Genomic DNA, 12,213 nt, shown 5'->3' with positions numbered 1-12,213 from the left:
CAAGACGAAAGCACGACAGGAGCACCGCCGTGACCACCACAGCAGAGGGACCGGTCGGCCGACTCGGCCGGACCGCGGCCGTCGTCGAGTCCACCCGCCAGGTCGGTTCGTACCTGGCGCTGACCTTCGACGACGGGCCGCACCCGGTCCACACCCCCCACCTGCTGTCCGTGCTGCGCGAGCACGGGGTCACGGCGGTCTTCTGCCTCTGGGGCGCGCATGCGCTCGACCACCCGGAGACCGTCAGGGCGATCGTCGCTGACGGCCACCAGCTGGGCAACCACGGCATGCACCACGACGACATGACCGACTGGCCGGCCGAGCGGGTGCGGGCCGACCTGGAGGAGACCACCGCGGCGATCAGGGCCGCGGTGCCGGGGGTGCCGATCCCGTACTTCCGCGCCCCCTTCGGCCGCTGGGGGTGCACCCCGGAGGTCGCCCGCGGGCTCGGCATGGTTCCGCTGGGCTGGCGGGTCGCGGCCGAGGACTGGGAGCCGCCCGGCACCGCGGAACTCGTCCACCGGGTGGAGAGCAGGCTGACCCCCGGTTCCGTGGTGCTGCTGCACGACGGCGGCGGCGACCGCTCGCAGACAGTCGAGGCGGTCGAGGCCCTGCTCCCCCGGCTGACCGCCCGCGGCTGGCACTTCACCGGGCCTGCCCGGCGTGCCTGAGCCGCGGCACGCGGGACGAAACCGCAGGTCACGTCGGCTTCCTTCACCCGGATGGCCCCCGGCGGCTGTCGTGCCGCCCGCATCGGGCCGAGGGTGGGGGGCATGCGACCGCACAGCGTCAAGCTGGTGTCGTCGCTTCTGTCGCTGGCCTTTCTGGGGGCCTGCTCGGCCCCTGATCACCCGGTGCAGAGGCCACGGCACACCCGCGCCGTCCTGCACACGGCGGTGCTGCGGCCGGTGGTCATCGGGCGTACGGCCTGGCACGCCGACGAGGTGTCGGTGCGCAAGGGCCTGGTCTACGACCACTCGGTCAAGGCGGTGTTCGTGCACCACACGGACAACCCCAACGACTACGACTGCACCAAGGACGTCCCGGCGATGCTGCTCGCGCTGGAGCAGCAGCACATCGCGATGGGCTGGGACGACCTCGGCTACAACTTCGTCGTGGACCGCTGCGGCGGCATCTACGAGGGCCGCACCGGCAGCGCGGAGCGCGACACCCGCGGGGCGCACACCGAGGGCTTCAACACCGACACCATCGGCATAGCGGCGCTCGGCAACTTCGGCCGGGGCCGCAAGGTGCCGCGCGCGATGCTGCAGGCCATCGCGGAGATAGCCGCATGGAAGCTGGACCCGTCGGTGGACCCGATGGGCAAGGTCGAGCTGGTCTCCAGCAACGGCGGCAGCCGCTACCCCAAGGGCGCGACCGCCACCCTCAACGTCATCTCGGGCCACCGCGACGTCTACTCGACGACCTGCCCGGGCCAGGCCCTCTACGACGCCCTGCCGTGGATACGCAAGACCGCCGCAGCGCTGCGGCAGAAGGCGACCTGGGCGGGCTGACGGCGCGCAGGCCCCGTACGCCGCCAGGCCGGCCCGCGGCGGTGCGGACCGGCCTGACAGGGGCTTACGCGGCTACCGCAGGGCGATGGAGTAGAGCCCGCGGCCGTGCGTGGCCGCGTAGATCCGCCCGTCGGGACCCGACTTGAGCTGGAGCACGGCGACGGCCGGCAGGTTGCCGACCCGGCTCCACCCGGTGCGGTGCGGGGCGCGGTAGACCACGCCGAGGTCGGTGGCCAGCGCCAGGCCGCCGCCGGGCAGCGCGAGCAGCGCGTCGGTGGGCACGTCCGGCAGGTTCGCCGAGATGTCCCGCCAGGTGGTGCCGCCGTCACGCGACTCGAAGACGTGGCCGATGCCGGCGCCGGGACCCTCGGTCCAGTGCCGGGAGAAGCCGTTGACCGCGAGGTAGACGTGGTCGGAGTTCGCCGGGTCGATCGCGAAGCCCGACAGGTAGCGGTTCGGCACGGTGCCGTCGACGGGCAGCGTGACCTGGTGCCAGCCGGTGCCGTCGGCGTTGCCGACCGCGATGCCGCGGGTGAAGCCCTGGTTGTTGCAGGGCCCGCACCATGCCGCGTAGACCTTGCCGCCCTGGGCGGCGACGGCGGTCGCGGTGTGGCCCTCGCCGAGGTCGAAGGCGTCCGTCCATTCGTCGCCGCTGCGGATGGCGTAGCCGTGGGTCTGCACCCACACGTGCCGGCCGCCCGCGATCCAGGTGTCGGCGTCGCGGGTGTCGGCGGTCAGCGGGGCGATGAAGCGGGCTTCCGCGGTCTCGTTGTCGGGCGGCGCCACGTCGTAGCTGGTGATCTTCGTCGGGTCCTCGACCCATGCCCCGTCGTTGACGGCGCAGTTCTGGGTCACGTTGACCGCGAGGTAGACGTACTCCTGGGCGATGTTGCAGCCGTCGGCGGGGTCGGTGAGGGTGTCGCCGCCGTCGCCGCCGAAGTTGGAGCCCATCACCTTGTCGCCCGCGCGCAGGATGGACTGGCCGTTGTCCTGCAGGCCGCCGTTGACGGCGAGGCCGTGGCCGGCCGGGTCGCGGCCGATGCCCACCGAGTAGTACTGCAGGGTGTCGATGGTGCCGTCGTTGGTGGACACCCAGTCGGTGCCGTGCCCTGCCGCGTCCTTGCTGCCGCTCAGCGGGCGCTTGTAGACGCCGCCGTCGTCGCCGACGTAGACGTAGGGCTTGCCGTGGTAGCTGCCGACGGCGACCGCGTGCTGGTCGGCGTGCACGGTCTGGTGGCAGTCGCCGGTCTGCTTGGCCGGGTCGATGCTCCAGCAGTCGAAGCCGAAGTTCCAGTAGGGGCCGACGGCCGACCAGTTCGCGCCCGCGTCCCCGGTCTCGAAGACCTCTTCCAGGCCCGCGTAGACGTGGTCGGGGTTCGTCGGGTCGACCTGGAGGAACTCGTTGTACCAGGCCTGCACGCCCGGCATGAAGCCCGGCTCGTCGAGCGCGGAACCGGCCGCGGCCAGCGCCTCGGTGTCCGCGGTCTTGGTCCAACTGCCGAACGGGTCCCCGTTCTTGGAGACGTAGATTCCGTCGAGGTTGCTGTCGGGGTCGGTGTTCAGCGCGGTCGGCGACTGGTTGATCGCGTAGTAGCGCGAGCCGTCGGCGGAGCGGGCGAAGGTGACGTTGCCGACGGTGCCGGCGTCGGTCGGCAGCGCGCCGAGCGAGGTGACCCGGGTCCAGGTGCCGTGCACCTTGCGGTAGAAGCCGTTGTAGTCGTCGCCGCTGCGCCAGCCCACCGCCAGCATCACGTCGGCCGGGTTGCGCGGGTCGATAGCCACGTCGTTGGCGATGTTCTTGTACGGCGCGTCCGGGTCGGAGGCCTGCGAACCGCCGGGCAGGAAGTCCGGGTTGGGTGCGAACTCCAGCTTCCACGGGCCGCGCAGGTCCTTCGTGGAGTGGCTCCACACGCCCTTGCTGGTGGACGCCCACACCGTGCTGCCGCCGAAGCGCAGCGTGTGGATGGTCGTCGAGTCCAGTTCGCTGCCGCCGACCCGGTCGCGCGCGGTGAAGGTGCCGTTGCGGGGGTGCGCGAGCACGTAGACGCCGCTGCCGAGGTAGGCGTCGGCGTTGGTGGTGGCCTCGCCGGTGCCCAGCCACAGCCGGCCGCCGCCGTCCAGCGCGAGGGCGCCGGTCGCCTGCGTCGGCAGCGCGTCGCTGATCGGCGTCCAGTGCCCGCCGCCGGTCGCCGAGCGCCACACACCGCCGCCGGCGCTGCCCTCGTAGACGTAGCCGCCGTCGTCCGCGGCGAGCGCGGCGGCCCGCCCGGTCACCAGGCCCGCCCCGCCGCTGGAGTTGGAGTCGAAGTCGCGGTAGCGCGGGTCGTCGGAGTTGTACGGCAGCCCCGTCAGGTGCTGCCACTTGCCGCCGGTGGACGGCAGGTTGTTCAGCTGGTCCCATGCCGCGGCGAACGCCCCGGGGGCGATCGTGCCGGGCGAGGTGCGCGCCTCGGCGAACTGGTCGGCGCCCTCGGCGATCTCGTCGGCCTCGCCGCCGCCGTCGTCGTCCCCGCCGCCGTCCCGGTCCTGCGCGGTGACGGCGGTGAAGGCGTGCGGCCTGGCCTGCGGGTGGCCGGGGGCGGCGCCCGCGGGCATCGAGACGAGTGCGGCAAGTGCGGTGAAGGCTGAGATCGTCAGCCAGTGTCTTTTGCGGGTGGACACGTGCACGGAACCTCCCGGGACGAACCTGGATGGGGGTCGTTCGGAGGTCAACCGATCATGCGGGCGGCCGCCCGGTCCCAGGTGGCACGAAGTCTTGGTCAAGATTTTGACCAGGACCTGCCACCAATGGCCGGGGTGTCAGCTTTCCGCCGCCACGTAGTGCGACCAGATCGCCGCCGGATAGCTGCTGCCGGTCCCCTCCGGGACCCGGCTGCCGGTGGTGCCGGTGAGCGGCTCCAGCTGCTGGGACCTGGGCTCGACGCGGAAGAGGGCCACCGACGTCGAGACCTCGCGGGTGTAACCGACGTACCAGGCCGAGGTGTTGTCGACGGCGGTGCCCGCGGTGCCGGCCCGGCCCGGCGCCTTGGTCAGCGCGTCGGTCACCTCACCCGCCACCTCGGCGGTGAAGGGGCGGGTGACGGCCGGGGGCTCCAGGGGGACGCGGTCGCCGTCGCGGGTGATCCGCAGCACCGAGTAGGGGTCGGTGTGGACGCCGCCCGCGGCGAAGGTGGCGTACGCGCCGGCCATCCTGATCGGGCTCGGCGTGGCGGTGCCCAGCGAGAAGTCCGGGGTCTGCGAACCGAAGGCGGTGTCCGGCAGCAGCCCCGCGTCGATCGACGCGCGCCGCACCCGGTCCAGGCCGACGTCCATCCCGAGCTGCTCGACCGGCCCGTTCACCGACGACGCGACCGCCTCCCGCAGGGTGATCTGCCCGTACGAGCGGTGGCCGTCGTTGGCCACCTTCACGATCTTCCCGTCCCGGTTCCAGTACGGTCCCTCGGGGGTGCGCACCGGCGCCTTGTCGTCGCCGTCGTAGAGGGTGCCGGGCGTGACGGGGGTACGGGGCGCGTCGCGGGTCAGCAGGACGCCGTCCCGCAGGCCCGCCGCGTACACCAGCGGGGCGAAGGCCGTACCCACCGGGACGATGCCGATGTTGGCGTCGTCGAAGCCCTGCGTGACGTAGTCGGGGCCGCCGTACAGGGCGAGGATCCGGCCGTCGGTGCCGACCGAGGCGGCGCCGACCCGCACATCGCGGTCCGCGGGCCGCTGCTTGGGCCGCAGGTCGGCCAACTGCCCCTGCACCGCGGTGGCCAGAGCCGTCACGCGGGGCCGCTCGAAGGTGGTGTAGATCTGGTAGCCGCCCCGGTCGAACTCCTCGTCCGAGATGCCGCTGTGCGCGGACACGTACGCCCTCGCGGTGTCCACCAGGTAGCCGGTCTGGCCGCTCAGCCCCGCCGGGCGCGGCGGCGGCTTCGGCTCCGGGAAGACCGTGTACGTGGCGCGCTGCGCGGGCGAGAGCCGGCCGATCGCCACCATCCGGTCCAGCACCCACTTCCAACGGGCCACCGCCCGCGCGTGGTTGGCGGGACCGACAGCCGGGTCGTAGAGCCCGGCGCCTTTGAGCAGCGTGGCCAGGAAGGCGCCCTCGCTCGCGTCGAGCTGCCAGACGTCCTTGCCGTAGTAGGCCTTGGCCGCCCGCTCCACCCCGTAGGCGCCGCGCCCGAACCAGCTGGTGTTGAGGTAGCCGTCGAGTATCTGCTGCTTGCTCATCTTGCGGTCCAGCTTGACCGCGATGAACATCTCGGTGACCTTGCGCGAGAGCGTACGGCTCTGGCTGAGGTAGACGTTCTTCACGTACTGCTGGGTGATCGTCGAACCGCCCTGCGTGTCACCGCCGGTGGCCATGTCCTTGACCGCGCGGGCGATGCCCTTGAAGGAGATGCCGGAGTCGGAGTAGAACGACGCGTTCTCGGCGGCCAGCACGGACCACTGGACGGACACGGGGATCCGGTCCAGCGGTACGGACTGGCGGTCGACCGGGCCGACCCGGGCCATTTCCGTGCCGTCGGCCCAGTAGTAGACGTTGTCCTGCTGCGTGGCGAATTCGTTGAGGTCGGAAGGGATGCGGGTTCGCTCGTACGCGAACCCGATCAGGCCGATCAGCAAGGTCAGCGTCCACCCGAGGGCCAGGGTGGCCCTCCACCACCCGCGCCTGCGCGGCCGCAGCCCCGGCAGGTCCCGGCCCCCCGGCTCTCGACGGCCGTGGTGTGGGGACGGCCGCCACCACCCCGGGGGCGCGGGGAACTGGGCGCGCAACCCACCACCCGCCGGTGGTCCGGATGCGACAGAAACAGCCCCTTTCGGCCGGTGGCGACGTGCAGGCCGTCGACGGCTGGGCGCGCAGTTCCGCCCCCAGAGCTTCGCCTGGGGGTACCCCCAGCGCCTCCTGATGGGCGCCCACCGACGCAGTTGCACCATGCTCGACCCCCTCCCGCGGGGGCTGTGCCCCGGCGACGGCCACCGTAGGGAGGGGAATGGGGCGGGATCGGGATCGGACTGCGACAGGTGTGTAACAGCGGTGAAGCCAGGGGCAGTTGCTGTTCTGTGACAGATTGGGCCAACGGCCGTCACGTGGGGATCCCAGGGTCGAGGCCATGAGCGCTGCCCGGATACGACGCCTCCTGCCCGCCGCCGGCGGCCGGCGCCGACGCAGAATCGCCCTGGTCTGCGGTGTGGTGAGCACCGCACTGGTCGGTACGGTCGCCGTCGTGGCCGTCGCGAGCCGCGGCGGCGGCACCGCCGCCCGCGCCGTGCCGGCGCAGGAGCGGGCGGCGCTGACGCCGCCCCCGAAGGCGCCGCAGAAGAAGGCGGCCACTCCCGAGTGGGACGGCAAGGTGCGGGTGATCGGCGACGGCTCGACGTCGTACACCGGGCCGCAGCCGCACCAGCCGGTGCCGCACAAGCTCAAGCCGGGTGAGAAGCCGCCGCAGTTCGTGGTCTTCTCCTGGGACGGCGCCCTGGAGAACGACGACCACCTCTTCTCGCGCTTCCGCAAGCTCGCCGAGCAGAACAACGCGCACATGACGTTCTTCCTGTCCGGCATCTACCTGCTGCCCGACGGCAAGCGCAGCCTGTACAAGCCGCCGCAGCACTCGCCGGGCGCGTCCGCGATCGACTTCCCCACCGACGAGCACATCAAGTGGACGCTGGCCGAGCTGCGCAAGGCCTGGGAGGACGGGGACGAGATCGGCACCCACTTCAACGGGCACTTCTGCGCGCCCGACCCCGGCGGCGGCGGGAACTGGAGCACCGCGGACTGGGACAGCGAGATCGCCCAGGCCTACTCGTTCGTGGAGCACTGGAAGACCAACACCGGCTTCACCGGCATCCCGCCGCTGCCCTTCGACTACTCCCAGGAGCTGGCCGGCGGGCGCGCCCCCTGCCTGGAGGGGCAGAAGAACCTGCTGCCGGCCGAGAAGGCCAACGGGTGGCGCTACGACGCCAGTTCGCCGGGCGACTTCCAGATCTGGCCGGCGAAGAAGGACGGGGTGTGGGACTTCCCGCTGCAGCTGATGCCGTACCCGCAGAAGGACTTCCAGGTGCTGTCGATGGACTTCAACTTCCTCTACAACCAGTCCGGCGGCGACGTCACCGAGGGCGACCCGGCCAAGTACCCGGCGTGGGAGAAGCAGGCCAGGCAGGGCTACCTCAACGGCTTCGAGCGGGTCTACAACGGCAGCCGCGCCCCGCTCTTCGTCGGCAACCACTTCGAGACCTGGAACGGCGGCATCTACATGCAGGCCGTCGAGGACGTCGTCAAGGACGTGTGCCACCGCAAGGGCGTGCAGTGCGTGTCCTTCAAGGAGCTGAGCGACTGGCTCGACGTGCAGGACCCGGACGTGCTGGCCAAGCTGCGCACCCTGGACCCGGCCGAGTCGCCCGACTGGTCCACGTTCGTGAAGTGATCACCTCGCGCAACCCCGACCGCGGTTATGTGATCGTCCCGTAACAATTCTCCGGGTCCCGGCCGAGCGTGCGGATACTGAGGTCATGCCACGACTGCTGCTCATCGAGGACGACCGCGCGGTCCGCGAGGGCGTCGAGCTGGCACTGCGCAGGCAGGGCCACGACGTCGCCGCGGTCGCCACCGGCGAGGACGGGCTCGACCGGCTGCGGTCCTTCCGGCCCGACGTGGTCGTGCTGGACCTCATGCTGCCCGGGATGACCGGTCTCGACGTCTGCCGCCGCATCCGGGCCGACAGCCAGGTGCCGATCATCATGGCCACCGCCAGGGGCGACGACGTCGACATCGTCGTCGGCCTCGAAGCCGGCGCCGACGACTACGTCGTCAAGCCGGTGCAGGCCAGGGTGCTGGACGCCCGGATACGTGCGGTGCTGCGCCGGGTCGGGGGACCCGACGGGAGCGAGGGGCTGCCGCAGCCCGAGACGCACGGCGACCTCACCATCGACCGGGCGGGCCTGACCGTGGCCCGGCAGGGCGTTCCGGTGCCGCTCGCACCCTCGGAGCTGCGGCTGCTGCTGCTCCTGTCGGCGGCGCCCGGCCGGGTCTTCAGCCGCCAGCAGCTGCTGGAGGCGGTGTGGGAGCACAGCTACCACGGCGACTCGCGGCTGGTGGACGCCTGTGTCAAGCGGCTGCGCACCAAGCTGGGCGAGCCGCCGGGGCAGCCGCGCTTCATCCGTACCGTGCGCGGTTTCGGCTACCAGTTCAGCAGGTCCACCGAGCCCGCGCGGCCGGCGGCGCCGTGAGGCGTCTCCCGCTGCTGCGCGGCGGCCTGCGGATGCGGCTGGTGGTGGCCTTCGCGCTGGTCGCCGTCGTCGCGACCGTCACGACCGGCGCGCTGACCTTCAGGGCCGCCCGCACCGACCTGCTCCAGCAGGGCCAGGACACGGTGATCACGCAGTTCAGGGACGAGGTGGACGGCGCGGCCCCCGCGGTGTCCTTCCCGCCGAGCCGCACCGACCTGGTGGCCTTCGCGAGCTCGGTCTCACACTCCCAGCGCACCGCCAACTGGCGGGTCATGGCCACCTACGGCGACCTGACCGGCACCTCGCGGCCCGGCGACACCTTCGCCGAGCTGACCCGTGAGATGCGCGACTCGGTGCGCACCAAGGCCGCCACCGTCTTCCAGCGGGTCTCCACCGACCACGGCCCGGCCCTCGTCGTCGGCATCCCGGTCCGCTTCGGCAGCACCGCCTTCGACGGCTCCGCGGGCTCCTCGGGCCTGGCGGTCTTCCTGACCGTCTCGCAGGACAGCGAGCAGGGCTACGTGGACGCGCTGGTCGCCGCCGTCGAGCGGGCCACCGTACCGGCGCTGGCCGTCGCGGTGCTGCTGGCGCTGCTCGCGGCCCGCGGGGTGCTGCGCCCTGTACGGGCGCTCCGCCGGGCCACCCGGCGGATCGCCGAGGGCCACCTGGAGACCCGGCTCGCCGTGCACGGCTCCGACGAGCTGGCCGACCTGTCCCACACCTTCAACGACACCGCCGCCGCCCTGGAGGAGTCCGTCGCCGAGTTGCGCCGCATGGAGGCCCGCGCCCGGCGCTTCGCCGCCGACGTCTCGCACGAGCTGCGCACCCCGCTGGCCGCGATGGCCGCGGTCACCGACGTGCTGGACGAGGACGCCGCGCAGCTGGACCCGGACACGGCCACCGCGGTACGGCTGATCAGCGAGGAGACCGTGAAGCTCGCCCGGCTCGTGGACGACCTGATGGAGATGTCCCGCTTCGACGCGGGCGCCGCGGGGCTGCACCTGGACGAGGTCGACCTCGCCGAGTCGGTCCGCCGCTCGCTGGCCGCCCGCGGCTGGCAGGACACCATCGGCACCCGCCTGCCGCCGCCCGACACGGCCCGCGGCCGGGTCGACCCGCGGCGGCTCGACGTGATCGTGGCGAACCTGGCGGGCAACGCGCTCAAGCACGGCGGGGAGCCGGTGAGCGTCGCGATGTCCGTACAGGAAGCGCCGGGCTCCGGTCCTGTGGCCGTCATCGAGGTCATGGACAGCGGTCCCGGCATACCCGAGGACGTCCTGCCGCACGTCTTCGACCGGTTCTACAAGTCCGACACCTCCCGCACCAGGACCGAGGGCAGCGGCCTGGGCCTGTCCATCACCGCGGAGAACGTCCACCTGCACGGCGGCACCGTCACCGCGGGCAACCGCCCCGGGGGCGGCGCCGTCTTCACCGTGGCGCTGCCGCTGCGGAGGGACGCGTGAGCGCCCGCGCCGCCCGGGCGGCGGCCGTCGCGGCACTGCTGGCGGGCTGCCTCGCGGCCTGCGGCATACCGACCACCGGCGTGGTCGAGGCGGGCGAACCGGCAGCGGGCATCCACCAGCAGGTGACCCTGTACTTCGTCCGTGCCGAGGACGGGGCGCTGGCCACCGTCTACCGCACCGCCGACACGCATGTCGACGCGGGCGTGGCCGTCGGGATGCTGCTCAAGGGCGTGGGCGTCCCCGAGGCGAAGGTCCTGGGGGTGACCACGGACCTGCCGCCGGCCGGCGCGACCGTGCGCACCCGGGGCAACACCGTGACCGTGGACCTGGCGGCCTCGGCCGGCGTGGTCAGCAGGACGGCCGTCGACCAGATCGTCTGCACCGTGCGGGCCAACCCCGACACCACCGGCCCCGCCGAAGCCGACCCCCCGCAGGTCGTCGTGACCGCGCAGGGCGCCCCGGTCCCCTGGCGCCCCGGCGGCGTGGACTGCTCGACCGCGGCCGACCCCTGGCCCGACAAGCCGGGGCGGCCGAGCGCCGCCGTGACCGGGGGACGCGTCACCGGCGGGTGAACAGGGAGATCATCAGCTCCCGCTCCTCCTCGGTGAACGGCGGGTCCTGCGGCGGCTCCGGGTGCCCGGGGTAGAGCACCGAAGCGAGCACGTCGGGCCGCAGCAGCGCGGCCTGCCCGGCCGACAGGCTCAGCACGTCGAGCAGCGCGCGGGCCGGGCGGCCTCGGTGGGTGGCCGCGTGCATCAGCCGGTCGGTGTAGCCGGTCATGAGGCCGCCGAGCGGTCCGGGGCTGCGACCCTCGGCCCCGGGGTAGCGCAGGTCCTGCGTGCCGGCCAGCACCCATGCCGCGTCGGTGGCGCGGGCCGCGGCGCGCTGCACCCGGCGGGCGAGCCCGGGTCCTGTGCCCCGCTCGGCCTGCCGGCGCAGCGCCAGCGCGTGCCGGGCGGCGACCGACATGCCGTGCCCGTACAGCGGGTTGTACGTGGCCAGGGCGTCGCCGAGGACCACCAGGCCGTCGGGCCAGACCCGCATCCGCTCGTAGCGGCGGCGCCGGTTGGCGGTGCTGTGCGAGACGGTGACCTCGGTGAGCGGGGTGGCCCGGGTGACCAGGTCGCCGATGACGGGGTGGCGCAGGCTGCGCGCGAAGTCCTCGAAGTCCGCGGTCTCGCCGGTGGGCTGCCCGCCCCTGGTGCCGGACAGGGTGACCAGCCAGCGGCCGTCCTCGACCGGCAGGATCGTGCCGTTGAGCCCCGGCACGTGCTGCCGCGGGTCGGCCTGCACGTTGACGGCGGGGAAGCCGGCGGTGCCGGGCGGGGCGTGGAAGAGCCGGCTGGCGTAGCCGAGTCCCGAGTCCACGACGTCGGTGCGCACCGCGGGCAGCCCGAGCCGGTCCAGCCAGCGCGGCATCGCCGAGGCCCGCCCGCCGGCGTCGACCACCAGGTCGGCCTCCAGCGTCTCCTCGCGCCGGCCGCCGTGCACCAGCACCCCGGTGACCTGCGTGGTGGTGCCGCGCAGGCCCAGTGCCGCGTGCCCCGGCAGCACACGGACCCTGGGCCCCGCGGCGACCATGTCGCGTACGACCCAGTCGAGCAGGTCGCGGGTGCAGGACAGGAAGTGCTGCTGCTCGGGGAAGCGGGTGAGCCAGCCGCCGGAGGTCAGCACGACCAGGTCCCTGGGTACGGCGATGTGCCGGGCGCCGGCCGCGAGCAGCCGTTCCGTGGCCCCGGGCACCAGCTCCTCGATCGCCCGGGCGCCGCCGGACCACAGCAGGTGCGCGTGCCGTGCCTGCGGTACGCCCTGCCGCGGCAGCGGGCCGTGCGGGAGCGCGTACCGTTCGAGGACGGTGACCTGCATCGTGTCGGCCAGGGCGGCTGCGGCGAGCATCCCGGTGAGGCTGCCGCCGATCACCAGTGCCTTGCCGCGCGGACCGCGGTCCACCCCCATCCGGCCTCCCCCTCCTCGTGCCTCCCGCCTGCCCCAACGTTCGCACCCGCGGCCCTCGGGCGGCAACCCTG

General features: G+C 73.2%; 9 protein-coding genes. 6 read left to right on the top strand and 3 right to left on the bottom strand.

Annotated elements, in window-relative coordinates:
- The first annotated feature begins 29 nt into the window (after window positions 1-29).
- Entirely contained in the window at window positions 30-671 is a 642-nt protein-coding gene (locus tag JT723_RS33280; protein WP_205048616.1) for a polysaccharide deacetylase family protein, read from the top strand.
- A 102-nt stretch (window positions 672-773) separates the two neighbouring features.
- Complete coding sequence (locus JT723_RS33275; RefSeq protein ID WP_205048615.1) at window positions 774-1,514, top strand: N-acetylmuramoyl-L-alanine amidase; 741 nt, start codon at window positions 774-776, stop codon at window positions 1,512-1,514.
- Between the two features lie 72 nt (window positions 1,515-1,586).
- On the opposite strand, the gene JT723_RS33270 is transcribed toward JT723_RS33275, so the two are convergent.
- Together JT723_RS33270 and JT723_RS33265 are read right to left on the bottom strand one after the other, a co-directional pair.
- The gene (locus JT723_RS33270) at window positions 1,587-4,181 is read right to left on the bottom strand and encodes a beta propeller repeat protein (protein WP_205048614.1); all 2,595 of its coding nucleotides are present in this window, start codon (window positions 4,179-4,181) and stop codon (window positions 1,587-1,589) included.
- Window positions 4,182-4,313: 132 nt separating this feature from the next.
- Entirely contained in the window at window positions 4,314-6,122 is a 1,809-nt protein-coding gene (locus JT723_RS33265) for a transglycosylase domain-containing protein (RefSeq protein ID WP_307794008.1), read from the bottom strand.
- A gap of 488 nt (window positions 6,123-6,610) precedes the next feature.
- Here JT723_RS33265 and JT723_RS33260 point away from each other — a divergent pair, with 488 nt between their 5' ends.
- The 4 genes from JT723_RS33260 to JT723_RS33245 all read left to right on the top strand — a co-directional run bounded on the left by JT723_RS33260 (window position 6,611) and on the right by JT723_RS33245 (window position 10,758).
- Window positions 6,611-7,921 carry a polysaccharide deacetylase family protein gene (locus JT723_RS33260; RefSeq protein ID WP_240166581.1) on the top strand — a complete coding sequence of 437 codons (1,311 nt, stop codon included), beginning with the start codon at window positions 6,611-6,613 and terminating at the stop codon, window positions 7,919-7,921.
- A gap of 85 nt (window positions 7,922-8,006) precedes the next feature.
- On the top strand, window positions 8,007-8,723 hold the full coding sequence (locus JT723_RS33255) for a response regulator (RefSeq protein ID WP_205048612.1): 717 nt from the start codon (window positions 8,007-8,009) through the stop codon (window positions 8,721-8,723).
- Between the two features lie 32 nt (window positions 8,724-8,755).
- Entirely contained in the window at window positions 8,756-10,186 is a 1,431-nt protein-coding gene (locus JT723_RS33250; RefSeq protein WP_205048618.1) for a sensor histidine kinase, read from the top strand.
- Entirely contained in the window at window positions 10,183-10,758 is a 576-nt protein-coding gene (locus JT723_RS33245; protein ID WP_205048611.1) for a GerMN domain-containing protein, read from the top strand. Before JT723_RS33250 ends, JT723_RS33245 begins: the two co-directional genes overlap by 4 nt.
- On the opposite strand, the gene JT723_RS33240 is transcribed toward JT723_RS33245, so the two are convergent.
- Window positions 10,745-12,142 (bottom strand): FAD-dependent monooxygenase, encoded by a 1,398-nt coding sequence (locus JT723_RS33240; protein WP_205048610.1) that lies wholly within the window; start codon window positions 12,140-12,142, stop codon window positions 10,745-10,747. The genes JT723_RS33245 and JT723_RS33240 overlap by 14 nt on opposite strands.
- Window positions 12,143-12,213: the final 71 nt, after the last annotated feature.

It is taken from the genome of Actinacidiphila bryophytorum (assembly GCF_016916835.1).
Lineage (GTDB): Bacteria > Actinomycetota > Actinomycetes > Streptomycetales > Streptomycetaceae > Actinacidiphila > Actinacidiphila bryophytorum.
This window is presented reverse-complemented; position numbering and strand designations above follow the sequence as displayed.